Below are 25619 nucleotides of genomic sequence, written 5' to 3'. Positions count from 1 at the left end.
GCGACCCCAGGTCCGCCTTGAGGCGCGGTCCGAGGCCCAGCCCGAGGCGCGGCCCCAGGCCCAGCCCGAGGCGCGGTCCGAAGGCCGGTCCGTGGCCCAGCCCCAGGCCCGATCCGAAAGCCAGCCCCATACCCGACGTGGACCCCAGCGTCATCCCAAGCCTCAGCCCGGCTCGGGTGCTCCGCCTGGTCCTCGTCCCGGTCCTGGGGCTCAGCCGGATCCTCGACTCGGCTCGGAGGCTCAGCCCGGTCCCCGTCCTGGTCCTGGGGCTCAGCCCGAGCCTCGCCTCGGCTCGGGAGCTCAGCCCGGTCCTCATCCCGGTCCTGGGGCTCAGCCGGATCCTCGACTCGGTTCGGGGGCGGCTCTGCCCAGTCCCCACCCCGGCCCCCGGTTCCAGCCCCAGCCCGGGCCCGAGCCCCAACGCGGGCCTGTGTCCGACCCCCACCCTGGCCCCCGCCTCGACCCTGTACCCAACCCGCACCCGCACCCCAACCCCCGCCTCGACCCTGCGCCCAACCCCAACCCCCGCCCCAACCCCGGCCCAAATCCCAACCCCAACCCCAACCCCAACCCCGGCCCCGGCGCCATGTCCGTGCGGCCAGCCGGATCTCCGCCCGATCCCCCCTCGCCCCGAGTCGAGTTCGCGGAGCTTCTGGAGGCGGAGTTCGGTCGGCGATGGCCGGGGCGTTCGGTGGGGCTGGACGCCGTGCACCGGTACGCGATGATCCCGCCGGGCAAGCTCCTGCGGCCCTTGCTGGTGCTGCACGCGGCGCTCACGGTGGGTGGGGAGCTGGGCGCGGTGCTGCCCGCTGCGGTCGGTATCGAGGGGGCGCACGTCGGCAGCCTCCTGCACGACGACATCATCGACCGCGACACCCAGCGGCGCGGCCGCGCGGCCGTCCACACGGAGTTCGGACCCGCCCAGGCCGTCGTCGCGGGCAACGCCCTGTTCTTCTCCTGGTTCGCGACGCTCTCCGAGTGCCGTCGCCTGGGAGTACCCGCCGACCGCGTCGAACGCGCCATGGCCGTGCAGGCCGAGGCCGGGGTGGCGATCTGCCGGGGCGCCTTCGACGAACTGGCGATGCGCGGCGACCTGGAACTGGGCGTCGGCGCGTACGTGGCGATGGCCCGGGCGAAGACCGCCGTACTGCTGGCGGCCGCCTGCCGCGTGGGCGCCATTCTCGGCGGCGGTGACGCCCCGACGACGGAACTGCTCGGCGACTTCGGCGACCACCTCGGGATCTGCTTCCAGATCCGCGACGACGTGCTGCCGTACGACCCGATCGCCGCGCGCGCCATGGGCAAGCCCTCCGACAGCGACGTCCGCAACCGCCGCCCCACCCTGCCCGTGCTGATCGCCCACCGCCGCGCGGACCCCGAGAGCCGCGCGGCGCTGCGCCACGCCCTGCTGGACGAGACCGAACCGGAGCTCGCCCTGTGCCGGATCCGCGCCGTGCTGGAGCGGACCGGAGCCCTGGACACCGCGCATGCGATGGCCGACGACCACGCCCGCAGGGCCCGCGAACTCCTCACCCGGCTGCCCGCCACCGCCCACGTCGCCCACGTCCGCGCCCTGGCGCTCCTCACCCGGCCGGCGCACTGAGCCGTAACGGATCAACCAGGAGCCTGAGAGGGGTGCCCACGCGGGACGACCTCCCGGAGGCCTGATCGCGCGTTCAGGATGCGTTCAGGCTGCGACCGCCACGTTGATCGGCGTGGCGCGCAGGCCTGCGCAACACTGAGCCAACTGAGCCAATGGACACGCGCCCTCCTTCGGCCGTGGCCCTGGGGGGCGTCGATGCACCCCCCAGGAGCGAACGTTGGACAAGACGGAACTCGTCGCCGACCCCCAAGCCGTCGACCCCGGCGCCTCCGTGATGAAGAAGCTGCCAGAGGTGACCCTGGCCTTCTGGATCATGAAGATCGCCGCGACGACACTCGGCGAGACCGCGGGTGACCTCTTCGCGCAGACCCTCAAACTGGGCTACTTCCTCACCACGATCCTGCTGTTCCTGATCTTCGTGGTCACACTGGTCGTGCAGCTCAGGTCGCGCCGCTACAACCCCTTCTTCTACTGGACGGTGATCCTTTCCACCAGCATGGCGGGCACCACGATGTCCGACTTCATGAACCGTGACGCCAGCGCCAAGTACCTCTCCGACGGGGCCACCTCGCTGGGCTGGGGTCCGCAGGGCCTGGGACTCGGGTACCCCGTGGGCGCCGCGATCCTGATCTCGCTGCTGGTCGTGATCTTCACCGTCTGGAAGTTCACCGGGATGACGTTCGTCATCCGCGACATCGTGACCTTCCGGGCCGAGGCCCTCTTCTGGTCGGCGATCCTCGTGTCGAACACCCTCGGCACCTCGATGGGCGACTTCCTGTCGGACAGCTCCGGGCTCGGTTACGCGGGCGGCGCGCTGCTCGTCACCGGGCTGCTCGCGGTCCTCGTCGCGCTGATGCGCGTCCCCGCGGTGCCGAACGTGCTGCTGTTCTGGATCGCCTTCGTCCTCACCCGTCCGCTCGGCGCGACCGCGGGCGACTTCCTCACCAAGCCGACCGCCAAGGGCGGCCTCGACCTCGGTACGGCGGGTTCGTCGGCCGTGCTGTTCGCGGTGCTCGTCGCTCTCATGGGCTATGCCCACCTGCGGGAGCGCAGGACGCTCGCCACCTGAGACCGGCGAGCCGGGCCTCACCGAAAGACAGGCTCTGTCCCCGTAAGGCCTATCCCGGCAGGCTCTCGCCGAGCAGGCGCAGCAGATCGCCGGTGGCGTCCAGCGCGCCGAACGCGGGCAGGGCGCCGAGGGCGAGGACGGCCACGCCGATGGACCACAGGTTCGGCAGCGGGGCCGTCTGCAGGGCGGCGATCCGGCGGGTGACCGCGTGTTCGGAGAAGCTCAGGGCGCAGCCCGGCCGGGCGCGTTGGGCGACAAGGGCGGCCCGGGCGAGGGCGCGGGCGGTGGTACGGCGGTCCCCGACGCGCCGCGCGGCCTCCTCGTCGGCCCAGCGCTCCACCAGGAAGGCGACGGTGGTGCGCACGGGTGCGAGCACCGGGTTGGCGGCGGCCGCCAGGGTCACCGCGGTCGACAGTACCGAGTGGCGGTGGGCGAGATGGGCGCGCTCGTGGGCCAGCAGTACGCGCCGCTCCGCCGGTTCCAGCGCCCCGAGCATGGCGGCCGTGACCAGGATCCGGCCCGGCGTGCCCGGGATCGCGAAGGCCCGCGGCGTCGAGGAGGCGGCGACGATGAGTTCGCTGTCGGGCGGATGTCCCTCGCACAGTCGCTCAAGGACGCGGCGGGTCGCGTAGTGGGCGCGCAGGGCGCGAACGAGCCGGAAGCCGATCAGCCACAGGAGCATGATCGCGGCGACGGCGATCGCCACCGGGACCGGGTCCGGCAGCCGCCGCCCGTCCTCGCCGGCCTCCGTGGCCACGTGCGGCGCCTCGTTGACCAGGGTGGCGGCGAGCAGGAGCAGCGCCCAGGTGGAGGCGGTGGCGGCCAGTACGGCGGCGATGGTGAGGACCCGGGCGGCCAGCGCGGGGGAGACCTTGAGACCCACCTGCGACGCGACGGCCGTCAGGAGCAGCGGCAGGATGAGGGGGATGTAGACGTCGACCCTCACGTCCCGCTCCCCCTGAGGAGATCCCGCAGGGCCTCTTCCTCCTGGGGGCTCAGGCCGGTGACGAACTGCTGGAGGGCCGCGATCGGGTCGGGTCCCCGGTCGAGCGCCTCGTGCATGGCTTGGGCGGTCAGTTCGGCGGCGTTCTTGGCGGGCCGGTACGCGCCCCGCCGGCCGTCGACGTCACGCAGGACCAGACCCTTGTCGTACAGGCGTTTGAGGATGGTGTGAACGGTGTTGTAGGCGAGGTTGCCGCCGATCTCACCCTGGATGTCGGCCGGGGTGAGGGCCTCGTCGGTGGCCCAAAGGGCGGCGAGGACTTCGCTCTCCAGCTCACCGGCGCTGCGTCGTTCCGCTCGGCCATGGGGGCCTGTGCGAGCCATGTCCGTCACCTTACAGCGCGTAGGGGTACGGGGGGTGGTGAGGGCGTACGAATGCGCTCAGCGGGGGGTATGAGGGTGGGCCCCGGGCGGCATCCCCGACATCCCCTGCGTCCCCGCTTGTTCCACGGTAATTTGACTGTGTTTTGCTCAACTTCCCCCTTCACTCTACGTCTTGTAGGGTGAAGGACCCTACAGAATGTAGGGTGAAGGGTGGATAATGGCCAAGACTGTGAACCGTCCGTTTGTCGGCGCTGATCGCCGTAGTCCGCCCCCGACGGGACGCGTCTTCAGACGGCCGCACGGCCAGCAGTGGCTGGCCCTGGTCGCGGGCGCCTTCACCCTGGCCCAACTGATCCTCGTACGGCCGGGCATGGGGCTCGGCTGGGACGAGACCGTCTACGTCAGCCAGGTCGGCTCACACTCCCCCGCCGCCTTCTTCAGCGCCCCGCGCGCCCGCGGAGTGTCGCTGCTGGTGGCACCGATCGCGTCCTGGTCCTCGTCCACCGCCCTGCTGCGCGTCTATCTCGCGGTGCTCTCCGGACTCGGCCTGTTCGTGGCGCTGCGCGCCTGGCGCGGACTGTTCCCGACGCGGGTACTGGCGGCGGCGGGCGCCCTGTTCGCCACGCTCTGGGTGACCCTCTTCTACGGCCCGCAGGCCATGCCCAACTACTGGGTCGCGATCGGCGCCCTGGCCTGCGTCGGCTGCTTCCAGCGCGCCCAGGCCGACCGCTTGGACCGGGCGGCGCTGTGGGGTGTGGGCCTGAGCGCCGCGCTGATGGCGTGGATGCGGCCCACTGACGCGGTCTACGTGACCCTGCCCCTGTTCTTCCTCGTCGTGTGCGTACGCCGCTGGCGGCGCCCGAGGCTGCTGGTGGTGCTCGTCGCGGGCCTGGTCGCGGGCGCGGGCGAGTGGGTCGTCGAGGCGTATGTCAGCTACGGCGGCCTGGCCCAGCGGCTCTCCGACGGGTCCAAGATCCAGGGCGGCCTGGGCTGGAACATAGCCTTCGGCGACCAGATGCGCAGCCTCGGCGGGCGCGTCCTGTGCCGTCCCTGCACCGGGGCGATGCCCGCCCCGCCGGTGATGCTGTGGTGGTTCGCGCTGCCCGTCGTGGCCGTCCTCGGAGCGGTGATCGCCGTCAAGGCCCGGCGCGGGGTGAACAGCCTGCTGCCCCTGGCCTGCGCCGCGCTGGTGGGCTTCCCGTACCTCTTCATGATCGGATACGCGGCGCCGCGCTTCCTGCTGCCCGTGTACATCCTGCTGGCCATCCCGGCCGCCGACGCCCTGATCCACCTGGTGACCGCGCCCGGCGGCGGAAGGCGACCGGTGGCCGCCACCCTGGTGGCGCTCGGCCTGGCCGGGCATCTCGCGGTGCAGTTCGCGGTGCTGCAGCACACCGTTCATGGCACTACCGTCTCCCACGAGGACTGGGCCGACACCGCGACGCAGCTGCACCGGCTGGGGGTGAAGCCGCCCTGCATGCTGACCGGCTACGAGGACGTCCCGATCGCCTTCTACACCGGGTGCTCCTCCGTCGACACCGTCGGCCACAACGCCAACACCACCGTCGACGCCATCGTGCGGGCCGGACAGCGGCTCCCGGTCGGCGTACTGACCACACCGGGCCAAAAGCCACCCACGTACGCCCGCACGTGGGAAGCGCACCGCGTCGGCCGGCTGATGCTGTACGTCGCCCCCGCCGCCCAGGCAGGCTGAGCGACATGCCCTTCCTTCCGCCCGGCGCCGACGACAGCCGTGACAACCGTCAGTAGGCGGGTCTCCCTGCACGCCGTGGTGACCCTCGCCGTGGTGGTGGGCGCGGTCTGTCTCGGCCGGCGCCACTGGCCCGTGATCGAGACCGGCGCCGGCCGGCTGGCCGTCGCCGACCGCGGCTGGCTCCTCGTGGCTGCCGTCGCCACCGCGGCGACCTGGGTGTGTTCGGCTCTCGCCCAACAAGGGGCGGTGACCCGGCCGTTGCCCGCCCGGCAGCTGGTGGCCGTCCAGTTCGCGGCCTCCGCCGCCAACCACGTGCTGCCCGCGGGCCTCGGCGCGGGCGCGGTCAACCTCCGCTTCCTGACCCGGTGCGGTCTGCCGGTCGTCCGGTCGGCGACCGCGCTCGGTGTGAAGGCCACCGCCGGGGCCGTCTCACGCGGTCTCCTGATCGCCGTACTCGCGCTGGCCTGCCCCGGCCTGCTCCGCGTGCCGCACATGTCGGCGACGGCGGTCGCGATCGTGCTCACGGTGGCGGTCACCGTCGCCGTACTGCTGCGCGGACCGTTGCGACGCGCGCTGCGGGCCGTGCTGGCGGACGTCCGCGCCGTGCACGAGGTCCCGGCGCGTGCGGCCGCGCTGTGGGGCGGCTCGCTGGCCTTCGCCGCGCTGCACGCCACCGTGGTCGTCGCGGTGGCCCAGGCCCTCGAACTGCCGCGGCCCCCGGCCCAGGTGGCGCTGGCCTATCTCGCCGCGAGCAGCGCCGCCGTACTCCTGCCCACGCCCGGTGGGATCGGTTCCCTGGACGCGGCGCTCGCCGTGGCCCTCACGCTGGCCGGAGCGCCGGGCAGCGCGGCGGCGTCGGTGGTCCTCGGCTACCGGCTGCTGACGGTGTGGCTGCCCCTGATCCCCGGGCTGCTGGCATTGGCCGTACTGGCCCGCCGCAAGGTCCTCTGAACGACGTTCACGCTGCTCGTCCCCCCGTCGCCCCCGCCACCCGGTGGTCAGGATGTGTTCAGAGTCCCGCTGGCAGGGTCGGCCTCATGACTGAGACTTCTGAGACGCCCGGGGCTTATGTCCGCAGTGGGGCGGCCCCCGGCCACCGCCTCCGCTGGAACAAGGTTCCCGAGGTCACCGCGTACTTCTGGATCATCAAGGTGCTGTGCACCACGGTCGGCGAGACCGCGGCGGACTTCCTGAACTCGAACCTGGGCATGGGCCTGACCGGCGTGTCGCTGCTGATGAGCGCGCTGCTGGCCGGGGTCCTCGTCGTCCAGTTCCGCACGAAGGCCTACCGGCCCGGCGTGTACTGGTTCGCCGTGGCCCTGATCAGCGTCGTCGGCACGCTGATCAGCGACAACCTCACCGACAATCTGGGCGTGTCGCTGACGACCTGCACGACCGTGTTCGCCGTCGCCCTCGCCGTCGTCTTCGCCATCTGGTACCGCCGCGAGGGAACGCTGTCCATCCACAGCATCGACACGGTGTCCCGCGAGGCCTACTACTGGCTGGCCGTGCTGTTCACCTTCGCGCTGGGCACCGCGGCCGGTGACCTCGTCGCGGAGAAGATGGCCCTTGGATACTGGGTGTCCGCGATCCTGTTCGGCCTTGCCATCGCCGCGGTGGCGGTCGCGCACTTCGCGCTCGGCCTGAACGCCGTGCTGAGCTTCTGGATCGCGTACATCCTGACCCGCCCGCTGGGCGCCTCCATGGGCGACTACCTCTCGCAGCCGACCGGCGACGGCGGCCTGGGCCTGGGCACCACGATCACCAGCGTGCTGTTCCTCGCGGTCATCCTCGCTCTGGTGGTGTACCTGTCGATGACTCGCAAGGACGTCACCGAGTCCGAGCGGGAACTCAGCCTCCAGTAAGCGGGAGTTCAGCCTCCAGCAGGGGCCGCGAGCAGGTCTTCAGGCGGGATGACGTGCTCAACCCGCGGGAAGCGTGACCACGAACGTCGCGCCGGAGGTGCGCCGTTCGTGGTCCACCTCGCCGCCGGCGGAGCGGGCCAGGCGTCGCGCCAGCGGCAGCCCGAGGCCCGCTCCGCCGTGTCCGTCCTCGGGATCGGCGCGCCGGCCGGGCTGGAAGAGCTGCGCCGCGAACGACGCCGGTACGCCGGGACCGTCGTCCCCCACCTCGACGCGTACGCCGCCGGGCCGGGCGCGGGCCAGGATCTCGACCCGGGTGCGCGCGTGCCGTAGGGCGTTGTCGAGCAGCGGGCTGACGATGCGCTCCAGAAGGGCGTCCGGCACCCCGGCCGACAACCGCGCGTCGCAGGCGGTGACGACGACCTCGACGCCCACCTTCGTGGGCCCGAGGCGGTCCACCAGGCGGTGCAGCACAGGCAGCACGTCGGCCGTGCCGGGCGCGGTGGCCGCGCTGTCGCGGGCCTCGTCGAGCAGGGTGTCGCAGATCGTGCGCATGGACTGGGCCGCGTCGGCGATCGCCGCGTGCGTGGTCCTGGTGTCGGCGTCGGAGCGGGGGCGGGCTCCCCACCAGTCGAGCTCGGCGATGATCCGGGCGAGCGGGTTGCGCAGCTCGTGCGACAGCTCCCGGGTGAGCTGCTGCTCGTGCCGCAGCAGCGCGCGGATGCGGTCGAGGAGGGCGTCCAGCGAACCGCCGAGCTGGGCGAGTTCGGTGGGACGGGTCACGGCGCCGAAGCGCTCCTGGGAGGCTATCGCGCTCCACTGGGTGGCGTGCTCGGTCATCGAACGCACGGGACGCAGGGCGCGGCCCACCGCCAGCCGCGTCAGTGCGTAGGTGCAGGCGAGCATCGCGGCGTCGAGGGCGAGGGACGCGAAGAGCATCGTGTCGGCCGAGCCGCGGTACGGGGAGAGGTCGAGTGCGGTGACGACGACGGCGGAGCCCTTGCCACCGGGCACCGGGCGCGAGCACAGCCGTACCTCGTCGTGACTGTGCACGGTGACGCAGTGACTGGCGCCGCGCGCCACGATCCGGCCGGCGGCGCGGGTCAACGGGCTGGTGGCGGTGGCGGACGGGGGCTTCTCGAGCAGCCGGCCGCCCGAGTAGATCCACACGTTCGTGTCGAGGAGCTCCTCGCCCGGAGTCTCCAGGACCCGCACCCGGGAGCCGTCGGTGACGACGGTCGCGGCGACGGCGGCGGCCCGGGTGCGCAGCTCGTCGTCCGCCTGGTGCTGAAGGTGACGGCGTACGACCGTGTTGAAGGCGACCGTGAGGATCACCATCAGGATCGTCGCCGTGGTGAGCGCGACCAGGGAGAGCCTGCCTCGCAGGGTGCGCGGCCACCATCGTGAGGCGAACGCCCTCATGACAGCCGGTGGCCGATGCCGCGCGCCGTGGTGATGGTCAGCGCGCTGCCGCCGTCCCGGAGCTTGCGGCGCAGCCGGGTCAGATACTGGTCCAGCGTGTTGTCGCTGACCTGGGCGCCTTCCGGCCAGCCGGCCCTGACCAGCTCCCGCCTGCGGACGATGTCCCCGGCCCCCGCCATCAGCACCGCCAGCAGCCGGAACTCCGTCGGGGTGAGGTCGACCCGGGTGCTCCGGACGGTGAGGCTGTGCCCGACCGGGTCCAGGACCAGGTCCCCGGCGGTGGTGGCCGGGAGCGGTCCGCTGCGCTTGAGCGCCGCCCGCAGCCGGGCGGCCAGCTCCGTCAGGTGGAACGGCTTGGGCAGATAGTCGTCGCCGCCGGCCGAGAAGCCCGCCAGCCGGTCCGTGAGGTGGTGATGGGCGGTCAGGAAGATGACGGGCGAGAGGAAGCCATTGGCTCTGATCGCCTGGCACACGTCCCGCCCGTCCGCGTCGGGCAGCCCGACGTCCAGCACGGCCGCGTCGATGTCGTCCCCGGCCAGCCGCAGCGCGGTCGCCCCGTCCGGGGCGGGCACGGTGTCGAAGCCCTCGTCGCGCAGCCCGCGCAGCAGGACGTCACGCAGGGCGTGGTCGTCCTCGACGACCAGGATCGTGTGCCGCATGGCCCTCCTTCAGCCTTCAGCCGCTCCGGCAGCCATCGGCCGCTCCGGAAGGGTGCTTGCCTGTTCCCCGTAGCCGTAGCCGTAGCCGTAGCTTCGTGGCTCGACTCCTAGCCGTGGGCGTGGGTCTACGCCGAGACCAGCAACGGCCGCAGCAGCCGCGAGTCCGTCAGCCGGGCCGCCAGCGGGTCGGAGAGTCTGCGCAGGAGAGTCGTCAGCAGCATCGCGATCAGCGTGCCGACCAGGACACCGGCGACCACGTCGTGCGGATAGTGCGCGCCGACCCAGACCCGGGAGGCGGCCATCAGGCAGGCGCCCAGCAGGGCTATGGTGCCGAGGCGACGGGAGACGTGGAGCAGGGCCACGGCGGCCGCGGCGGCGATGACCGTGTGATTGCTGGGGAAGGACCAGTCGCCCGGCGCAGGACACGCCTCCAGCGTCTTCACGTGCAGGCTCTGGCAGGGACGGTCTTCGCGCACGACCATCTTGAACAGGGAGTTCACCCCGAACGCCACGACGACGATCACCGGCACCGCGAGCGCCACCATCGCCTCCCGGGCGCTGCTGCGACGGGCCTGCCACCAGCCCACGAGCATGAGAACGGCGAACAGCGCCAGCCCGTACGTCGACCAGGCGGACACCAGGTTGTCCAGCCAGGACGGGGACTCATGGGCGAGATTCACCACGTAGGTGTAGGTGGAGCCGTCGATCGACGACCCGTTGAACGCGAGGATCATCCCTGGGTGCCCTTCTCCGCGGTCGCGGTCGCGGCTGCGGCCTTGCGGGAGCGGCGGAACTCGGCGGCCAGCGGGATCAGCGACACGATGACGATCACGGCGATGATCGGGAGCAGATAGCGGTCGACGTTCGGAATCGACGAGCCCAGTCCGTAGCCCGCGAGGGTGAGGCCGATGCTCCAGACGAGACCGCCGACGACCTGCCACACGGTGAACGTGCGGGCGGGGACCTGGAGGGCGCCCGCCATCGGGTTCAGCACCGTGCGTACGACCGGGACGAAGCGGGCCAGCACGATCGCCTTCGCGTGGCCGTACCGCTCCAGCAGCTCCTCGGCGCGCTTGGCCCCCTCGTGCAGCCGGGGCGAGCCGCTGCGGGCGAGCAGCGCGCCGCCCGCCTTGCGTCCGATGAGATATCCGCACTGGGAGCCGGCCAGCGCGCCCACGGCGGCGCAGACGAGGAGCGGCCCCAGCGAGAGCTTCAGGCCGCCGTGGCCCGACCCCGTGCACAGCAGACCCGCCGTGAACAGCAGCGAGTCACCGGGCAGGAAGAAGCCGATCAGCAGCCCTGTCTCCGCGAACATCACCACGCCGACACCCAGCACACCGAAGGCGGCGAGCAGGGACTGGGCGCTGAGGATGTTCACCGCCAGCTCGGACCCGAGCTGTGATCCGAGCTGTGACGCTGCGAACAAAGGTGCGGCCATCGCCGGGAGCCCTCTCATACTGGACGGGCGGGCGCAGTCGTGACGGCACCCGAGTGACTACAATCCTGTAGACGGTCTACTGAACTGTAGACGATACCGGGGTGAGGATCGTTCCCATGACCAGCGCGAAGGACGAACGCCGACCGGCGGGTGAGCTCGAGGCCTCCGTCATGGCCGCCCTCTGGGCCGCCGGCGCACCCCTGACTCCGGGCCGCGTCCAGACGGAACTCGGCTCGGGGCTGGCCCGCACGACGGTGACGACGATCCTGTCGAGGCTGCACGAGAAGGGGATCGTCGGCCGGGAGCGGCAGGGCCGCGGCTTCGCCTACTTCCCCGTCCAGGACCCGCACGGCCTCACCGCCCGCCGCATGCACACCGAGCTCGACCGGGACGAGGACCGGGAGACGGCGCTCGCCCGGTTCGTCGCCCAGCTCAGCCCCGACGACGAGCGGCTCCTGCGCGATCTTCTGGAATCGGGTGAGCCACTGGAATCGGGTGAGCAATGACCACTCTGCTGATCATTCCGCTGCTCGTCCCGCTTCTGCTGCCCTTCGCGCTGCCGGGGCTTGCCCGCCGCTGCCTCGAACGCCTCGCGCCGGTCGCCGCCCTGTGGGCACTGACCCTCACGGTCCTCGTGCTGGCCGGCGCCTCCGTGGCCGCGCTCGGCGCGCTGCTCCTCACCGGCCTGCTCAAACTGCCGGTCCTGGCGGGCCTGGGTGACCTCGTCCACCCCCTGCGCACCCCGTCGAACCTGATCGTCCTGCCCCTGGCGGCGGCGGCCACCGGCCTCCTGACCGTGGGCGCCGCGACCCTCGTACGCTCCGCCCTGCGCCAGTTGCGCGCCTTCCGCACCGCCCGCAGCCAGGCCGACCGCGGACCCGCCGCGGGCGACCTGTGCGTGATCGAATCGCCCCACCCGGACGCGTACGCGCTGCCGGGCCGCCCGCACCGCATCGTCGTGACCACCGCGATGCTCCGCAGCCTTCGTCCCGAAGAGCGCGAGGTGCTCTTCGCCCACGAGCGGGCCCACAACGCGGGCAACCACCACCGCTTCCTCGTCGCGGCCGAGATCGCCGCGCACTGCCATCCCGGGCTGCGCCCGGTCCGCGACAGCATCGCGCTCGCCGCCGAACGCGCCGCGGACGAGGCCGCCGCCACGGCGGTGGGGGACCGGCGCCTGACCGCGCGCGCCATCGCCCGCGCCGCCCTCGCCACCACGGCCGCCCGCTCCACCCGCCCCGACTTCGCCGCCGCCGCGACCACCGGACCCGTACCCCAGCGGGTCGCGGCCCTTCTCACGGCTCCCGGGCGCCGCCCCCGCGCCGCCACCTGGATCGCCCTCCTCCTCGTCGCCTGCGCGACCGTCTCGGCCTCCGCGGCGGCGACCGGCGTCCTCGCCTTCCACCACGAGGTGGAGATCGCCCAGGGCGAGGAGACCGGCTGACCCTTCCGGGTCGGATGGCCGGGGCCCTGAAGCTGGCGAACAACTTCCTCGCGGCCACCACGCTCGCCGCGACCAGCGAGGCGATCGCCTTCGGCAGATCGGTGGGTCTCGACCTGGGCCACCGGCGCCCTGTGGGAGAGCTTCGCCGCGGCGGAACCCGGCGCCGACTTCACCCGCGTCTTCCCCTACGTCGAAGGCGCCTGATCCCGGTCCTCTACGTCGTAGGCGCCTGATCCCGGTCCTCGTGAACCCGGCGGCGTACAGCGGCCGCATCTGTCGCATGGCCGTCGGCCGGGGCGTCCGCGCTACTCGGACGCGTCGCTGAGGCCGAGCCGCAGATGCTCCACGTGGTAGACCGCCTGGTCGAGGAGTTCGGCGACATGGTGGTCGTGCAGTGCGTAGACCACCGACCGGCCGCGGCGCTCGCCGACGACCAGGCCCAGATTGCGCAGCAGCCGCAGCTGGTGCGAGCAGGCGGACTGCTCCATGCCCACCTCGGCGGCCAGCTCCGTCGCCGGAAGCGGCCCTTCGCGCAGCCGCGCGAGGATCAGCAGCCGTGAGGGGGTGGACAGGGCCTGGAGCGTGGTGGCCACCTTCGCGACATTGGCCGCGTCCAGACGCACGCGCGTGGCGACGTTCTGAGCGGCGGCGTCCTGCGCGGTGGTGACGGCTCCATGACCCATGGGCGTATCTTACCCATCGCACATGAAGGTATGAATGAGTCTTCATGTGTTCCTGTATGGTGCCAGGGTGTCCTCCACTCTTGACTCGCCGCCCGTCCCCGACCTCGACGCAACCGCCCGCACGGCCCCGCGCCGCCGCACCCGCGTCCTCGCGCTGCCGGAGGCTCGCTGGGCGCTCCTCGCGACCGCCGCCTTCCTGCCGGCGCTCCCGTTGTACTTCGCCGACGCGCCCGGCTGGACGTACGGGCCGCTCTACGCGATCGCCTACCTCGCCGGTGGCTGGGAACCGGCGCTGCAGGGGCTGCGGGCGCTGCGCGGGAAGACCCTCGACGTCGATCTGCTGATGATCGTCGCGGCCCTCGGAGCGGCCGCGATCGGACAGGTCCTGGACGGCGCTCTGCTGATCGTCATCTTCGCCACCTCCGGCGCCCTGGAGGCCCTGGCCACCGCCCGCACCGCCGACTCCGTACGCGGTCTGCTCGACCTCGCGCCCGCGACGGCGACCCGGGTGACCGCCGACGGTGAGGAGTCCGTCCCGGTGAGCCGACTCGCCGTCGGTGACGAGCTGTTGATCCGGCCGGGGGAGCGGATCGGAGCCGACGGACGGGTCCTCGACGGTACGAGCGAGGCCGACCAGGCGACCATCACCGGCGAGCCGCTGCCGGTCCTGAAGACCCCGGGCGACGAGGTCTTCGCGGGCACCCTCAACGGCACCGGAGCCCTACGCGTCCGTGTCGAGCGCGACCCCGCCGACTCCGTGATCGCCCGGATCGTCACCCTCGTGGAGGAGGCCTCGCGCACCAAGGCGCCGACACAGTTGTTCATCGAGAAGATCGAACAGCGCTACGCGATGGGCGTGGTGGCCGCCACGCTCACCGTCTTCGCCGTTCCGCTCGCCTTCGGCGCGGACCTCACCGGCGCGCTGCTGCGGGCGATGACCTTCATGATCGTCGCCTCGCCGTGCGCGGTCGTCCTCGCGACCATGCCCCCGCTGCTCTCCGCCATCGCCACCGCCGGCCGGCACGGCGTTCTGGTCAAGTCCGCGCTCGCCATGGAACGCCTCGGCGAGATCGACACGGCCGCCCTCGACAAGACCGGGACGCTGACGGAGGGCGCGCCCGAGGTGGCGGCCGTACGCCCGGCGACCGGATCGGGGCTGGACGAGGACGCCCTGCTGGCGCTGGCGGCCGCCGCCGAGCACCCCAGCGAACACCCGCTCGCCCGCGCGATCGTCGCCGCCGCCCGCGCCCGGGACCTGTGCCTCGCCCCAGCCCGCGACTTCGCGGCGAAGCCGGGACACGGCGTCACCGCCACGGTCGACGGCCGGGTCGTCACGGTCGGCCGCCCCGATTCGGGCCTGGACATGGACACGGACATGGACACGGATGCGGATGCGGATACGCACACGGACACGGGCAAGGACACGGGCACGGGCAAGGACACGGGCACGGGCACGGGCGCCGACGTCGAAGGCGGCACGGTCGTCCGAGTGGAACGCGACGGCGCCCTCGTCGGCACGCTCGTCCTGGCCGACCGCCCGCGCGCCGACGCCGCCGAGACGGCTGCGGGGCTCACCGCCCTCACGGGCACCTCACCCGTCCTCCTCACCGGCGACAACCCGCGCGCCGCCGCCCAGGTGGCCACCGCCACCGGCATCACGGACGTACGCGCCTCCCTGCTGCCCGAGGACAAGGTCACGGCCGTACGAGAGCTCCAACGCGCCGGCCGCAAGGTCCTGTTCGTCGGCGACGGCGTCAACGACGCGCCCGCCCTGGCCGCCGCCCATTCGGGGGTCGCCATGGGCCGGGCGGGTTCCGACCTCGCGTTGGAGACGGCGGACGCCGTCGTCGTCCGCGACGAGCTGGCGGCGATCCCCGCGGTCGTACGGCTGTCCCGCGCGGCCCGCCGCCTGGTGGTCCAGAATCTCCTTGTCGCGGGTACGTTCATCACGGTCCTCGTCCTGTGGGACCTGCTCGGACACCTCCCGCTGCCGCTCGGCGTCGCGGGCCACGAGGGCTCCACCGTGCTCGTCGGGCTGAACGGGCTGCGGCTGCTGAGGGAGTCCGCATGGCGTCGGACGGACGGAGGCCGACCTCGGGCGCTGTGAGGTTGATGTCGGATTCTCGCCAGCCCAGGCCTCGCGGGTGCCCGATGCTTGAGGCATGCGGAATGGGATGCACACCGACATGGAGCGCTGTGTGCGCGCTGTCCAGTCGAAGGACGCGCGCTTCGACGGATGGTTCTTCACAGCGGTCCTGACCACGCGAATCTACTGCCGGCCGAGCTGCCCGGTGGTGCCCCCGAAACCCGAGAACATGACGTTCTACCCGAGCGCGGCGGCGTGCCAGCAGGCCGGGTTCCGGGCCTGCAAGCGCTGCCGTCCGGACACCAGCCCCGGCTCGCCCGAGTGGAACCAGCGCGCCGACCTCGTCGCCCGCGCGATGCGTCTGATCGGCGACGGGGTCGTGGACCGCGAGGGCGTTCCGGGCCTGGCCGGCCGGCTCGGCTACAGCATCCGCCAGGTCGAGCGGCAGCTGCTGGCCGAGCTGGGCGCGGGACCGCTCGCGCTCGCCAGGGCCCAGCGCGCCCAGACCGCCCGGCTGCTCATCGAGACCACCGCGCTCCCGATGGCGGAGATCGCCTTCGCGGCCGGGTTCTCCTCCATCCGCACCTTCAACGACACCGTGCGCGAGGTCTTCGCCCTCGCCCCGAGCGAGCTGCGCGACCGGGTGCCGAAGAAGCGCGCCCCGGCCACCCCGGGGGTCCTGAGCCTGCGGCTCCCCTTCCGCGCTCCGCTCAACCCCGACAACCTCTTCGGCCACCTCGCGGCGACCGCCGTACCCGGTGTCGAGGAGTGGCGCGACGGTGCCTACCGGCGCACCCTGCGCCTGCCCTACGGCCACGGGATCGTCGGGCTCACCCCGCACGTCGACCACATCGCCTGCCGGCTCACCCTCAGTGACCTGCGCGACCTGCCCGTCGCGATCAGCCGCTGCCGCCGCATGCTCGACCTGGACGCCGACCCGGTCGCCGTCGACGACCAGCTGCGGACGGATCCGGTGCTGGCGCCCCTGGTGGCGAAGGCTCCCGGTCGCCGGGTGCCGCGCACGGTCGACGAGGCCGAGTTCGCCGTACGGGCCGTCCTGGGCCAGCAGGTCTCCACCGCCGCCGCCCGTACCCACGCGGCCCGTCTGGTCACCGCGCACGGCGAACCCGTCGAGGACCCCGAGGGCGGCCTCACCCACCTCTTCCCCTCCCCTCAGGCGCTCGCTGCCCTTGACCCGACGTCGCTCGCGATGCCGAGCACCCGCCGCACCACCTTCACCACCCTCGTACGCCAACTCGCCGACGGCACCCTCCACTTGGGAGTGGAGAGCGACTGGGCCGAGGCCCGCACGCGCCTCCTCGCCCTCCCCGGCTTCGGCCCCTGGACGGTCGACGTCATCGGCATGCGCGCCCTCGGCGACCCCGACGCCTTCCTCCCCACCGACCTCGGAATCCGGCGCGCGGCCCAGGAGCTGGGCCTGCCGTCGACCCCCGCCGCCCTGACGGCGCGCGCGGCGGCGTGGCGCCCATGGCGGGCGTACGCGGTCCAGTACCTGTGGGCGACGGACAGCCACCCGATCAACTTCCTCCCCGTATAAGCGACTTCAAGCACATGCGCATGGCTTCACATGCGCATGGCTTCAAACGACTCGAAGGTACGAACTGTGAAACAGCACACGGTCATCGACAGCCCGTACGGCCCCCTCACCCTCGTCGCTGACGACGGCGTCCTGTGCGGCCTCTACATGGTCGGCCAGCGCCACCGCCCGCCGGAGGAGACCTTCGGTGAACGCGACGACACGCCCTTCGGCGAGGTCACCGACCAGCTGAAGGCCTATTTCGAGGGCGAGTTGAAGGAGTTCACCCTCGAACTGCGCATGTCCGGCACCCCCTTCCAGCGCAGCGTCTGGGAGCAGCTGTGCCGGATCCCCTACGGCGAGACCCGCTCGTACGGCGAACTGGCCGATGCCTTGGGCAACGCGGGCGCCTCCCGCGCGGTCGGCCTCGCCAACGGCAAGAACCCCATTGGCATCATCGTGCCCTGCCACCGCGTGGTCGGCGCGAACGGAAGCCTCACCGGATACGGCGGCGGCCTGGACCGCAAGCAGCGCCTGCTGGACTTCGAGAGCGGCACGGCACTCTTCTAGCTCACTGCGCCAGCTCTCTTCGCCGCTGGCTCCCTGTGCCTTCGTTCTTGCGCCGCATCTGCCACGACCTCCGCCGGATCTCCGGATCACCCATGGAGAAGTCGTACGTCACGAGCTTCTCGACTTCCAACTTCCTTACGGGCAGGTGGCAAGGCGATCAGGGCAGAGCTTGATCCACTTCTCAAACGCACCCTGGACGGCTCAACCACCCGTCACCCATCGGATCACTGCGATCACACCCAACAGCACGGCGGGGCCCGCCCACCACCACCCCATGATCCGTCGCACCGACGGCAGCAGCCACAGCACTGCCACCGCACCGGCAGCCCCGATGGCAAGGACGCACGAGAGCACGATGCCTGCGTACGCGTCGTCGTCCCAGGGCCCGGACGGACGGATGGCCAATGCCGTCCAGCAGAAGTACGCGGCGACAAGGGTGAGCAGGATCAGTGGGACGGCGAGGACCAGGCGCAGGCAGCCGCGGTCGTTGTCCACGTGGGAAGGGCTGGTCATCAGCGCCGTGCGTTCCTTGCCTCGTCCAGATTGTTCGTAAAACTACGCCCGTAGGCCTGGTCGTCGTCCATGCCTCGCGTCTGCCCGTCGGCCCCGGTGCCCGGGGTGGGGTGGTCGCGTGCGCTCCGAAACCCGACAGCAGGAGCCGCGATCCAATGTCGGCCCGAACAGGCGGCAATCCGCCGACACCACGTGCCACTCGTATTCCCGGCCAAAGGTGTACTGGCAGGTGCACACCGCAAGCAGGCTGACAGAACAGCTGTGATGGCATCCCGTTGGTGGAGCTAGATCTGACGGGTCGATCAGTAGTTGCTCTCGGAGCTCAGTCGGCGTAGGAGTTCGGGCAGGGCGGTGCCGATCGGTTCCCGTACGACCTCGTCGGCCAGCTCGTCGTACGGCGTCGGCTCGGCGTTGACGATGATCAGCCGGGCTCCGTGATCGGCGGCGACACCGGCGAGCCCGGCGGCGGGCTGCACCTGCAGACTGCTTCCTACGGCGATGAACACCTGGCACGCCTTGGTGATGGCGACCGCCTCGCTGAGGACCACAGGGTCGAGCCGCTCGCCGAACATCACGGTCGCCGACTTGAGGATGCCGCCGCACTCCAGGCACAGCGGATCATCCTCGCCGGCCTCGACGCGGGCGATCGCGTCCTCCATCGGGCCCCGCTTGTGGCACTTGGTGCACACGAAACTCCGCGCAGTCCCGTGCAGCTCGATGACCTTGCGTGCGGGCATGCCGGCGAGCTGGTGCAGTCCGTCCACGTTCTGGGTGATCACCCGTACGGGCACGCCGGTCCGCTCCAGGTCGGCCACGGCCCGGTGCGCGGCGTTCGGCTCGGCTTGGAGGGCGCGGTTCTCGCGTCGCATCTGCCAGGACCGCCGCCGGATCTCGGGATCGCCCATGTAGTACTCGTACGTGACGAGCTTCTCGGCCTCGGGATTGCGCCGCCACAGCCCGTTCGGCCCGCGATAGTCGGGGATTCCGGAATCGGTGGAAATACCTGCGCCACTGAGGATGGCGACTAGAGGGCTGCCCATGGGCCGAGAGTAGGACGCCTGCATGGTCAGAGCGAGTGGATATCGGAGCGTGCCCCTCGCGCGTCGGCTGTGCTGGTCGGCCGAGGGACATGTCCCGCGCACACAGCCCTTGCCTCCTGGCTGCGGGCCGGCGGCACTTACCGTCATGCCACGACGGCGGTCAGTACCAGAGCAATACGCAGCAGTTCGGCGTCGAGCCCGCTACACATGCGAGGGCCCGTCGTCAGTCACGTCCGACAACGGGCTGACGGACACGGCGAGATACCGGAACTCTCCCCCTGCTCCGTCCAATGCGGAGTACGGCTCCCAATCGAGGGGATAGGCACCCCGCAACGTGCACGTGTTCCGCTCGTAGGCGCCCTCGGCCCACCGCAGCGTGCCGACAAGTTCACGCCCCTGGTGGATTCTGAACTCTCGATCCCGAGTCTGCCCGCGGCCGGCGCCGGGCGGAGTCCACAGGGACGCGTCGTTGGTCAGCATGATGGCAAGACCGTTCTGGTCGGACCGGCGGCAGAAGCGCTCCAGCCTGACTATGTCCCGCACGAAGTGCAGGCGGGCGAGGTCCGCGGCGGCATGCCCCTTCAAGGCGTAGTCCTCGGCGGGAGTACCCACCGTGCCCGTCCATCTCCGGGTGAAGTACTTGAACTCGATCGCGGTGCGGGCCGACGGGCCGATGCACAGGAGGTCCAGATATTCGGCCTTGCTCCCCGCCCGCTGCGGTACCTCAAGCCTGGAGTGCACATCCGGCGACAGTTCCCACAGGGCCCGCGCGAAGCTGTGCTGAAGATCGGCTTCGGAGTGGAAGACCGGCCTGTGCCTGCCCAGTTGTGCGATGACGTCGCCGAGTGAGATGCGTCCGGCGACATTTCCGTTGCTGTCCATCGCTGCCATGGTCACGGCGCCATTGAAGTGGCTCCTCGACTGAATTCTCAAGCCGCAGCGCCACCGCGCTGCTACTCGGCGGGCCGCAACGGCCGCGGCACTGGCAACCAGCACGGTACTGCCGCAGCTGCTCTCGTCGCGGTGAACGGCCGTCGAAAATCCGCGGCCACCTGAACCTGCCGACCCCACGCGGTACGCCATGGAAGAACCACGATGCGGGATCCGAGCGGCCTACGCAGAGTCCACGATCACCGTCTACCAGGCATACCCACCGCCTGCCCCCCGTCCGGGACGGCCGTTTCCCCGCCATGTGGAAGCGGGATCGCATGACGTGAGTCATCAAGCCGCTTTCACAGACCCTGTCAGTGCCTGAAGACGACGGCAGCGGCATCACTCAGAACTTGCTCGGCTGCTGGGGCGTACCGTCCGGAACCGAGTGGGGCGGCGCGGGGAGGCCTCGGCGATCAAGTCCGTGGTGAGGAGACCGGCGCTGTCAGTGGTGCGGCATGGGAGCGCCCGCATTCGAGAGGCAGGCGCCGAGAGGCGGAACAACATGAGTCTGGATCTCAGCAGGTGGTTCGAGCCAACACGGATTTTGCCCACGGTATCCGTGGAGAAGTACTGGCGGTGTCATGACGGGACCTTGTCCCTCGCACCGGAGCGAAAGCCCTGGAGAGGGTCGCCAGGAGCCAATGCCCCACCCCGGATGTCTTGTCGTGATACGGCCGACCTCCTGATCACCAGTCCGAACGACTGACCTTTGCGGCCTGTCCTACCGACGTGCCCGGTGAATCACCGCAGGCCGAGTTGAGTGACGTCTGTGTAGCAGCCGGGCGTCGTTCGTACCGGGCGGCTGTCCGGACGGGATCGAAAGGAACCGCTCATGGAAGGCGTACCCCCGAATGCCTGGAATCGGGGACTCGATCGTACGTCCGACCCGAGGCGCGAGCCTGGGCCGATCAACCTGCAGCGGTATGCGTTCGTACCCGCTTACGCCGGGATTGCCACGTTCTTCGGGCTGCCGCTGTGCCTCAACCCGGACGACCTGCGTGCCGGCCACGTCGACGTCGCAGTCGTCGGAGCGCCGGTGGACATGTCCACCGGGCATCGGGGGGCCGCCTACGGGCCGCGTGCGATCAGGGCCGATGAACGGATCCTGCCCAACACTCCTCAGATGCTCGTCAACCCCAGCACCCGTATCAAGCCGTTCGAGGAGCTGACGGTGGTCGACTACGGCGATGCCGCGGTGGACTCGTTCAGCATCGACAACTCCATGGAACCAATCCGCACACTGGTCCGCGAGATCGCGGGAACGGGCGCGATCCCGATCGTGCTCGGCGGAGACCACTCGATCCTGTGGCCGGACGCCGCAGCTGTGGCCGACGTGTATGGCGCGGGCAAGATCGGAGTGATCCACTTCGATGCGCATCCGGACTGTTCCAACGACTTGTTCGGCCATCTCGTCTCACACGCCACACCGATCCGCAGGTTGATCGAGGACGAACACATCCCCGGACGCAACTTCATCCAGATCGGTCTTCGCAGCGCGATCGCGCCCGACGACGAACTGTTCGACTGGATGCGCGAGCACGGATTGCGCGCACACTTCATGGCCGAGATCGACCGTCGCGGATTCGACGTGGTCCTCCAACAGGCCATCGACGAGGCGCTGGACGGGCCGGAATATCTGTTCGTGTCGCTGGACATTGACGTGCTGGACCCGGCCTTCGCGCCCGGCACCGGCACGCCGGAGCCACCTGGGCTGACCAACCGCGAACTGCTTCCTGCCATCCGCAGGATCTGTCACGAGACGCCAGTCGTGGGCATGGACATCGTCGAGGTCGCTCCGCACCTCGATCCCGGTTACACCACGACAATGAATGCCCGCAGGGCCATCTTCGAGGCGCTGACCGGGATCGCAATGCGTCGCAAAGGCCTACCCGGCCCGGCCTATCTGGACCCGGCGGTCGCTGGACCGCCGCCCGGACAGCAGACATAGCCGTCACCCCGAACTGCATGCCGAGGAAGAAGCGCACCGACCGAGCTCTCGTCCTGTTTCGTATCAACGGGCGGCGTGGGGTCATAGCGCCGCTCGTCGCGCAGGATCAAAGTGCCGCCCGTCCTTCGTGACAGAAAGGACTGTGAACACGGCTTGACATGGATCATCAAGCCGCGTCCACGGACTCCTTGCACGGCTGAGACGTACCGAGTTGTCAGGCTGACGACTCCATAGGAGGGGTATCGATGGCCGATGTACCACAGACACACGAGGACGTCGTCGCCAAGGCGGTCGGGGCTCTGGGCGGGATCTGGGATACGCAGCGAGCCGTGACTACATTGCGCGACTCCGGGTATGAGCCAGCCGACCAGCGGGCCGCGGAGAAGGAAGCGCGGCGAGTTCTCCGCCAGCTTGCGTCGAAGGGCGCATTGGTGAAGATCGATCCGGTCCGGGCCATCTACAGATCAGCCGTCTAAAGGGCGCGTATCGAATCATGATTAATCGCCCTGTCCTCTTCCTGGATAGGGTGCCCACATGCCGCAGACGCTTCCGCCACTGATCACCGAGGCGGCAGCACTGTCCGTCGCTGGAGCCCGGCTCCACCGGTACGAGATGGGCCCGGCTCTCATCGGGGCAGGGGCGGACGCAACCGTCGTAATCGTCGCGGCCGGGGACACCCCGGGGGTCAGCGGCGTCCAGGACTCCACCAAGGTGCTACTGCGCGGGGACAGGATTCCGGAGCTCCACTCACGGTTCGAATTCCGGGGGCCGCTGCCCATCCACCTCTTCACCCGCCTGGACCAGGGCTGTCTTCCCCTCGGCACCGCGCTCTGCAGAGGAACGTCGTATGCACCTGCCAGCTTCGACCACGCCGAATTGGAGCTCGACCGGCCGTTGAGCCGCGAGATGCTGGACGTGGTACGACCGGTCCCGGCACCCGGGCCGGTGCCAGGGGTGGACTGGGTCGACCACGTGGAAACGGATCCGATCCGGGCTCTGGAGTCGTTCGTCCTCGGCTGGTTTCCCGCCGAGGAGACGGAGCCGGCCGAGGACCGGAGCGCCGCGGGCGAAATGGGCGACCTGCCGGAGGCGCTGGCAGCCTTCCACCGCCTGGCCCGCCTTCGCCCGGCACTCCACAGATTCCACGACCCGGTACTGAAACAGCCCCGGCGTGCTTCCGGACCGCTCGGCGACCGGCTGGTGTTCGCCATGTGGAACGGGGCCGGAATGGACTGGTCCATCCCGTGGCCACGGGAGAAACCGGGCGAAGCCGATCCCCGCGTGTGGCTCACCGAGGACCCCGGTGCTGCGGATCCGGAAACGATCCTTGAAGAGGAGCCGCTGAGCCGCTTCCTCCTGCAGTTCACCCTCTACGAAGCCATGAATGCCGCTCCCTACCACGCATGGACCTACTGCATGCCGACCGCGCGCCTCGACGCATTGTGGAGCATGCTGCGTCCCATACCCCTGAGTCCGTTCCTACCGACCTACACGGCCGAGAGATTCTTCGTGGCCCCGGGATTGCTTACACAGGTCAGCCGCGACGAGAACGAGGCGGTCGTGAACTTCGGCGCGCTCCACCGCGGAACCCTGACGCCGCTGCTCGAACACCGTTTCCGTTGGTCCCGCTTCGACGGGTGAGGCATGAGGCTCGGGGCGAGTGCGCATATCTGCTGTGATCAAGGGCCGCTCTGGGTGGGGTCTTTGATCCAAATCATCGAGTGGCGTAGGTGCAGGCCAACGAGGCGCGCCCACCAGTACTGGTCCGCTGTGCGCACCGGTTGCAGAAAGGGTTGTGAACGAGGGTTGACATGGATCAAGCCCAGCATTCTGTGGATGATGTACCGCTGCGGCTGGGGTTCGAAGGAGGGGCAGGAGACTGTTCTGGCCGTCGAGATCACCCGTGAAGGCTTCGAGTGGGCGCTGCGCCACGCGTGCCATTCGCACTATGCGCGCGGGCTGCACGAGAACCAGGCCGCCTGGAAGCAGGAGTTGAAGCGGGCGCCCGCGCGCGTGCAGTGGGACCCCGAGCGGGACCTGCGGCTGCGGCCCCTGCCGTACCGGACCCTGCAACTGGGCCTCTCGGGTGAGGCAGCGCGACGCCACGCGGACGAGTGGACGGTCGCCATCCGCAACGTCACCCCACTCGTCCACGAGGTCCACGCCCTCGTCAGGGGCGGCGACCTGGACTCAGCCGCCCGGCTGCCGCCCCAGGAAAGTTTCTACACCGGGCAGGACGAGCTCATCGCCCACCTGCAGGGATGAGGAACGGACTCACCCGACCTCCCGCCCTCGGGCCGGTCCGTGCGACAGCTGAATCGCTTCTCCCTCACTCGTTCGAGCGGAGCGAAAGTGCTCCTGCCCGTTAGGCTGAGGCGTGGGACAGAATCGCGCCCATGGGAGCAGCCATGACCACCCCAGCCGCTGAGCAACCGCTCATCCCTCAGCCGCCTGCAACGGTCGCCACGCTACGGCAGGCCGTCAGTCAGATCGCGCCTGCCTCGCTCCCCGCCTTCACGCGGGAGCTGGACCAGGCGGCCGACCAGTCCCGACAGGGTTCCGATCTTGCCCCTCTCAGGCGATTCATCACCCAGTGGGCCGTCTATGTCTACATCCAACGCCAGCCCAGCCTGGCTGCAGATTTCCGCCGCTGGGAGGACACCGCTGAAGCGGGCGACGCCGCGCAGGCACGACAAGCCGCCGCCGAGATCGGACGGCTTCTCGATGAAGCCCACGCGGCCGTCGGTCTCTCGACCCGGTGAGTCCGGACTGGCACTGGGAATACGACCCTGATCACGACCACGTGGCAGGCGGCCTCCCGGCCCACGTCGTGGCGGAAGTCGAACGCCTGGCCGGCCAACTCGTCGAGCTCGCCAATACGGGAATCGACGTCAGTGATCTCGGCAACGGCCCAAGACCGGGCGGCCTACGTCGTATGGACGCGGCCGGCGGATGGTTCTACTTCCTCGTGGCCCCGCGCGCGCCACTCATCATCGTCGTCCGCATCGTGCCCCCGTTCGACGCCTTGTAGTGACTGCGCCGGCCTCTCCCATTCCAGGAGCGGTCTGGGACGAGACCAGCCATCGGCTTCCGGTGCCGTGGCTGCCACAGCCCAGCAGTCGCAAGAGGTCTGTGAACGCGGCTTGACATGGATCACCAAGCCGCGTTCACAGCCCCATCCATGGTCGTAGGATCTCCCGCTGGTGGTCGACACTGCTTGCGGGGGGGGGCGAACATGGAGAGACCGGACGACCGCATCGCATCCGTCCTGCGCTTCGCCACGGAACTCGTCGCCTGGGTGGCCACTCCCTGGGCCTTGTCCAAGTACTCATGGCTGCTTGCCGTCTTGGCGGTGGTGGTACTGATCGGCCTCCCGACCGTCTTCTCCACTCCGGGAGACAAGGCGCAGGTGATCATCCCTGTCTCCGGTACGGTCACGATCCTGCTCGTGGTGCTCCAGCTCACTGCCGCCGCGAGCGCCGCATGGTTGGCATGGCCCGTCTATGCGGCAGTCCTCGTGTCTCTCCTCGTGGCCGCCACCCTCGTCACGGAACGTCAACGCTGGCAGTGGCTGCTCTCCACCGACCGGCACACCGGCTGAGCTGCGGAGGGGTGGCATCAAAGTGCGTTAGCCCTCCGGGCAGGCTCGCCACCCGTTCGTGGTCCTCGCCGACTTCCGGGTCGAGGTCGCGCGCCCACAACGAAGGCATGCACCACGCGGAGAAGCCACATACGGCAGCCGATCTGGAGGAGGCTGCTGGCCAGTGGTAAG

Annotated in this window: 28 protein-coding genes and 2 pseudogenes; 19 read left to right on the top strand and 11 right to left on the bottom strand. The window is 70.5% G+C overall.

Features of this window, described 5'->3' with window-relative positions; translation table 11 throughout:
• The first annotated feature begins 691 nt into the window (after positions 1-691).
• Both AQJ27_RS05700 and AQJ27_RS05695 read left to right on the top strand, forming a co-directional pair.
• Entirely contained in the window at positions 692-1603 is a 912-nt protein-coding gene (locus AQJ27_RS05700; protein WP_235613439.1) for a polyprenyl synthetase family protein, read from the top strand.
• 217 nt (positions 1604-1820) lie between these two features.
• Positions 1821-2672: a COG4705 family protein gene (locus AQJ27_RS05695; protein ID WP_067362360.1), complete on the top strand. Its 852-nt coding sequence runs from the start codon at positions 1821-1823 to the stop codon at positions 2670-2672.
• 49 nt (positions 2673-2721) lie between these two features.
• Here AQJ27_RS05695 and AQJ27_RS05690 read toward each other — a convergent pair whose 3' ends face one another.
• Together AQJ27_RS05690 and AQJ27_RS05685 are read right to left on the bottom strand one after the other, a co-directional pair.
• Positions 2722-3618: a M56 family metallopeptidase gene (locus tag AQJ27_RS05690; RefSeq protein ID WP_067362357.1), complete on the bottom strand. Its 897-nt coding sequence runs from the start codon at positions 3616-3618 to the stop codon at positions 2722-2724.
• Positions 3615-3998, bottom strand: coding sequence for a BlaI/MecI/CopY family transcriptional regulator (locus AQJ27_RS05685; protein WP_067362353.1), 384 nt, complete (start codon positions 3996-3998; stop codon positions 3615-3617). Before AQJ27_RS05685 ends, AQJ27_RS05690 begins: the two co-directional genes overlap by 4 nt.
• A gap of 217 nt (positions 3999-4215) precedes the next feature.
• Between AQJ27_RS05685 and AQJ27_RS05680 the strand changes: the two genes are divergently transcribed.
• The 3 genes from AQJ27_RS05680 to AQJ27_RS05670 all read left to right on the top strand — a co-directional run bounded on the left by AQJ27_RS05680 (position 4216) and on the right by AQJ27_RS05670 (position 7577).
• The gene (locus tag AQJ27_RS05680) at positions 4216-5712 is read left to right on the top strand and encodes a hypothetical protein (protein WP_067362350.1); all 1497 of its coding nucleotides are present in this window, start codon (positions 4216-4218) and stop codon (positions 5710-5712) included.
• Positions 5713-5751: 39 nt separating this feature from the next.
• Positions 5752-6663, top strand: a complete 912-nt coding sequence (locus tag AQJ27_RS05675) for a lysylphosphatidylglycerol synthase domain-containing protein (RefSeq protein WP_067362347.1) — start codon at positions 5752-5754, stop codon at positions 6661-6663.
• 86 nt (positions 6664-6749) lie between these two features.
• Positions 6750-7577: a COG4705 family protein gene (locus AQJ27_RS05670; RefSeq protein ID WP_067362345.1), complete on the top strand. Its 828-nt coding sequence runs from the start codon at positions 6750-6752 to the stop codon at positions 7575-7577.
• Positions 7578-7634: 57 nt separating this feature from the next.
• Here AQJ27_RS05670 and AQJ27_RS05665 read toward each other — a convergent pair whose 3' ends face one another.
• The 4 genes from AQJ27_RS05665 to AQJ27_RS05650 form a co-directional block, all read right to left on the bottom strand.
• Positions 7635-8996 carry a sensor histidine kinase gene (locus AQJ27_RS05665; RefSeq protein ID WP_067362342.1) on the bottom strand — a complete coding sequence of 454 codons (1362 nt, stop codon included), beginning with the start codon at positions 8994-8996 and terminating at the stop codon, positions 7635-7637.
• On the bottom strand, positions 8993-9655 hold the full coding sequence (locus tag AQJ27_RS05660; RefSeq protein ID WP_067362339.1) for a response regulator transcription factor: 663 nt from the start codon (positions 9653-9655) through the stop codon (positions 8993-8995). Before AQJ27_RS05660 ends, AQJ27_RS05665 begins: the two co-directional genes overlap by 4 nt.
• 125 nt (positions 9656-9780) lie before the next feature.
• The gene (locus AQJ27_RS05655; protein WP_067362336.1) at positions 9781-10389 is read right to left on the bottom strand and encodes a phosphatase PAP2 family protein; all 609 of its coding nucleotides are present in this window, start codon (positions 10387-10389) and stop codon (positions 9781-9783) included.
• Entirely contained in the window at positions 10386-11093 is a 708-nt protein-coding gene (locus AQJ27_RS05650; RefSeq protein ID WP_067362333.1) for a DedA family protein, read from the bottom strand. The genes AQJ27_RS05655 and AQJ27_RS05650 overlap by 4 nt, the downstream gene beginning before the upstream one ends.
• 116 nt (positions 11094-11209) lie before the next feature.
• Here AQJ27_RS05650 and AQJ27_RS05645 point away from each other — a divergent pair, with 116 nt between their 5' ends.
• The 3 genes from AQJ27_RS05645 to AQJ27_RS05635 are packed head-to-tail and all read left to right on the top strand — an operon-like array spanning position 11210 to position 12770.
• Positions 11210-11599 (top strand): BlaI/MecI/CopY family transcriptional regulator, encoded by a 390-nt coding sequence (locus AQJ27_RS05645; protein ID WP_067362329.1) that lies wholly within the window; start codon positions 11210-11212, stop codon positions 11597-11599.
• Positions 11596-12537, top strand: a complete 942-nt coding sequence (locus AQJ27_RS05640) for a M48 family metalloprotease (RefSeq protein WP_067362326.1) — start codon at positions 11596-11598, stop codon at positions 12535-12537. Before AQJ27_RS05645 ends, AQJ27_RS05640 begins: the two co-directional genes overlap by 4 nt.
• 14 nt (positions 12538-12551) lie before the next feature.
• Positions 12552-12770: an NAD-binding protein gene (locus AQJ27_RS05635; protein ID WP_067362323.1), complete on the top strand. Its 219-nt coding sequence runs from the start codon at positions 12552-12554 to the stop codon at positions 12768-12770.
• A 72-nt stretch (positions 12771-12842) separates the two neighbouring features.
• On the opposite strand, the gene AQJ27_RS05630 is transcribed toward AQJ27_RS05635, so the two are convergent.
• Positions 12843-13220: an ArsR/SmtB family transcription factor gene (locus AQJ27_RS05630; protein ID WP_067362321.1), complete on the bottom strand. Its 378-nt coding sequence runs from the start codon at positions 13218-13220 to the stop codon at positions 12843-12845.
• A 34-nt stretch (positions 13221-13254) separates the two neighbouring features.
• Here AQJ27_RS05630 and AQJ27_RS05625 point away from each other — a divergent pair, with 34 nt between their 5' ends.
• From AQJ27_RS05625 to AQJ27_RS05615, 3 genes are all read left to right on the top strand, one after another.
• Positions 13255-15327: a heavy metal translocating P-type ATPase gene (locus AQJ27_RS05625; RefSeq protein ID WP_201264219.1), complete on the top strand. Its 2073-nt coding sequence runs from the start codon at positions 13255-13257 to the stop codon at positions 15325-15327.
• 55 nt (positions 15328-15382) lie between these two features.
• Positions 15383-16864 carry an AlkA N-terminal domain-containing protein gene (locus AQJ27_RS05620; protein ID WP_279636169.1) on the top strand — a complete coding sequence of 494 codons (1482 nt, stop codon included), beginning with the start codon at positions 15383-15385 and terminating at the stop codon, positions 16862-16864.
• A gap of 66 nt (positions 16865-16930) precedes the next feature.
• The gene (locus tag AQJ27_RS05615; protein WP_067362315.1) at positions 16931-17413 is read left to right on the top strand and encodes a methylated-DNA--[protein]-cysteine S-methyltransferase; all 483 of its coding nucleotides are present in this window, start codon (positions 16931-16933) and stop codon (positions 17411-17413) included.
• Positions 17414-17456: 43 nt separating this feature from the next.
• Here AQJ27_RS05615 and AQJ27_RS58495 read toward each other — a convergent pair.
• The 4 genes and pseudogenes from AQJ27_RS58495 to AQJ27_RS05600 form a co-directional block, all read right to left on the bottom strand.
• A pseudogene (locus AQJ27_RS58495) lies at positions 17457-17540 on the bottom strand (NAD-dependent deacetylase); the annotation flags it as partial.
• Between the two features lie 74 nt (positions 17541-17614).
• Positions 17615-17926 (bottom strand): hypothetical protein, encoded by a 312-nt coding sequence (locus tag AQJ27_RS05610; protein ID WP_067362312.1) that lies wholly within the window; start codon positions 17924-17926, stop codon positions 17615-17617.
• A 302-nt stretch (positions 17927-18228) separates the two neighbouring features.
• Positions 18229-18966, bottom strand: coding sequence for an SIR2 family NAD-dependent protein deacylase (locus tag AQJ27_RS05605; RefSeq protein ID WP_067362309.1), 738 nt, complete (start codon positions 18964-18966; stop codon positions 18229-18231).
• Between the two features lie 201 nt (positions 18967-19167).
• Positions 19168-19848 (bottom strand): hypothetical protein, encoded by a 681-nt coding sequence (locus tag AQJ27_RS05600; protein WP_067362883.1) that lies wholly within the window; start codon positions 19846-19848, stop codon positions 19168-19170.
• 199 nt (positions 19849-20047) lie between these two features.
• On the opposite strand from AQJ27_RS05600, the pseudogene AQJ27_RS58490 reads away from it, so the two are divergent.
• The 8 genes and pseudogenes from AQJ27_RS58490 to AQJ27_RS05565 all read left to right on the top strand — a co-directional run.
• Positions 20048-20180: pseudogene (locus AQJ27_RS58490) on the top strand (DUF4291 family protein); the annotation flags it as partial.
• Between the two features lie 551 nt (positions 20181-20731).
• Positions 20732-21847, top strand: a complete 1116-nt coding sequence (locus AQJ27_RS05595; protein WP_067362306.1) for an agmatinase family protein — start codon at positions 20732-20734, stop codon at positions 21845-21847.
• Between the two features lie 245 nt (positions 21848-22092).
• The gene (locus tag AQJ27_RS05590) at positions 22093-22323 is read left to right on the top strand and encodes a hypothetical protein (protein WP_067362303.1); all 231 of its coding nucleotides are present in this window, start codon (positions 22093-22095) and stop codon (positions 22321-22323) included.
• A gap of 478 nt (positions 22324-22801) precedes the next feature.
• Positions 22802-23488, top strand: coding sequence for a hypothetical protein (locus AQJ27_RS56300; RefSeq protein WP_159064328.1), 687 nt, complete (start codon positions 22802-22804; stop codon positions 23486-23488).
• Positions 23489-23617: 129 nt separating this feature from the next.
• Complete coding sequence (locus AQJ27_RS05580; RefSeq protein WP_235613371.1) at positions 23618-24112, top strand: DUF4291 domain-containing protein; 495 nt, start codon at positions 23618-23620, stop codon at positions 24110-24112.
• Between the two features lie 143 nt (positions 24113-24255).
• Positions 24256-24609 carry a DUF6247 family protein gene (locus tag AQJ27_RS05575; RefSeq protein WP_067362297.1) on the top strand — a complete coding sequence of 118 codons (354 nt, stop codon included), beginning with the start codon at positions 24256-24258 and terminating at the stop codon, positions 24607-24609.
• Complete coding sequence (locus AQJ27_RS05570) at positions 24606-24878, top strand: hypothetical protein (RefSeq protein WP_067362295.1); 273 nt, start codon at positions 24606-24608, stop codon at positions 24876-24878. The genes AQJ27_RS05575 and AQJ27_RS05570 overlap by 4 nt, the downstream gene beginning before the upstream one ends.
• Positions 24879-25082: 204 nt before the next feature.
• Positions 25083-25448, top strand: a complete 366-nt coding sequence (locus AQJ27_RS05565; RefSeq protein ID WP_067362292.1) for a hypothetical protein — start codon at positions 25083-25085, stop codon at positions 25446-25448.
• The last annotated feature ends 171 nt before the right edge of the window (positions 25449-25619 follow it).

Origin of the sequence: Streptomyces olivochromogenes (assembly GCF_001514115.1) — a bacterium.
Lineage (GTDB): Bacteria > Actinomycetota > Actinomycetes > Streptomycetales > Streptomycetaceae > Streptomyces > Streptomyces olivochromogenes.
The sequence above is the reverse complement of the archived record's forward strand: the minus strand, read 5'-3'. Positions and strand labels throughout refer to the sequence as shown.

Bases quoted from the DNA above. Each gene is read 5' to 3' on its own strand.
- AQJ27_RS05665 (WP_067362342.1), bottom strand. From the start codon at position 8,996: ATGAGGGCGTTCGCCTCACGATGGTGGCCGCGCACCCTGCGAGGCAGG.
- AQJ27_RS05635 (WP_067362323.1), top strand. From the start codon at position 12,552: ATGGCCGGGGCCCTGAAGCTGGCGAACAACTTCCTCGCGGCCACCACG.
- AQJ27_RS05670 (WP_067362345.1), top strand. From the start codon at position 6,750: ATGACTGAGACTTCTGAGACGCCCGGGGCTTATGTCCGCAGTGGGGCG.
- AQJ27_RS05630 (WP_067362321.1), bottom strand. From the start codon at position 13,220: ATGGGTCATGGAGCCGTCACCACCGCGCAGGACGCCGCCGCTCAGAAC.
- AQJ27_RS05600 (WP_067362883.1), bottom strand. From the start codon at position 19,848: ATGGACAGCAACGGAAATGTCGCCGGACGCATCTCACTCGGCGACGTC.
- AQJ27_RS05625 (WP_201264219.1), top strand. From the start codon at position 13,255: ATGAGTCTTCATGTGTTCCTGTATGGTGCCAGGGTGTCCTCCACTCTT.
- AQJ27_RS05640 (WP_067362326.1), top strand. From the start codon at position 11,596: ATGACCACTCTGCTGATCATTCCGCTGCTCGTCCCGCTTCTGCTGCCC.
- AQJ27_RS05590 (WP_067362303.1), top strand. From the start codon at position 22,093: ATGGCCGATGTACCACAGACACACGAGGACGTCGTCGCCAAGGCGGTC.
- AQJ27_RS05595 (WP_067362306.1), top strand. From the start codon at position 20,732: ATGGAAGGCGTACCCCCGAATGCCTGGAATCGGGGACTCGATCGTACG.
- AQJ27_RS05655 (WP_067362336.1), bottom strand. From the start codon at position 10,389: ATGATCCTCGCGTTCAACGGGTCGTCGATCGACGGCTCCACCTACACC.
- AQJ27_RS05620 (WP_279636169.1), top strand. From the start codon at position 15,383: ATGCGGAATGGGATGCACACCGACATGGAGCGCTGTGTGCGCGCTGTC.
- AQJ27_RS05645 (WP_067362329.1), top strand. From the start codon at position 11,210: ATGACCAGCGCGAAGGACGAACGCCGACCGGCGGGTGAGCTCGAGGCC.
- AQJ27_RS05660 (WP_067362339.1), bottom strand. From the start codon at position 9,655: ATGCGGCACACGATCCTGGTCGTCGAGGACGACCACGCCCTGCGTGAC.
- AQJ27_RS05610 (WP_067362312.1), bottom strand. From the start codon at position 17,926: ATGACCAGCCCTTCCCACGTGGACAACGACCGCGGCTGCCTGCGCCTG.
- AQJ27_RS05685 (WP_067362353.1), bottom strand. From the start codon at position 3,998: ATGGCTCGCACAGGCCCCCATGGCCGAGCGGAACGACGCAGCGCCGGT.
- AQJ27_RS05680 (WP_067362350.1), top strand. From the start codon at position 4,216: ATGGCCAAGACTGTGAACCGTCCGTTTGTCGGCGCTGATCGCCGTAGT.
- AQJ27_RS05650 (WP_067362333.1), bottom strand. From the start codon at position 11,093: ATGGCCGCACCTTTGTTCGCAGCGTCACAGCTCGGATCACAGCTCGGG.
- AQJ27_RS05605 (WP_067362309.1), bottom strand. From the start codon at position 18,966: ATGGGCAGCCCTCTAGTCGCCATCCTCAGTGGCGCAGGTATTTCCACC.
- AQJ27_RS05575 (WP_067362297.1), top strand. From the start codon at position 24,256: ATGACCACCCCAGCCGCTGAGCAACCGCTCATCCCTCAGCCGCCTGCA.
- AQJ27_RS05565 (WP_067362292.1), top strand. From the start codon at position 25,083: ATGGAGAGACCGGACGACCGCATCGCATCCGTCCTGCGCTTCGCCACG.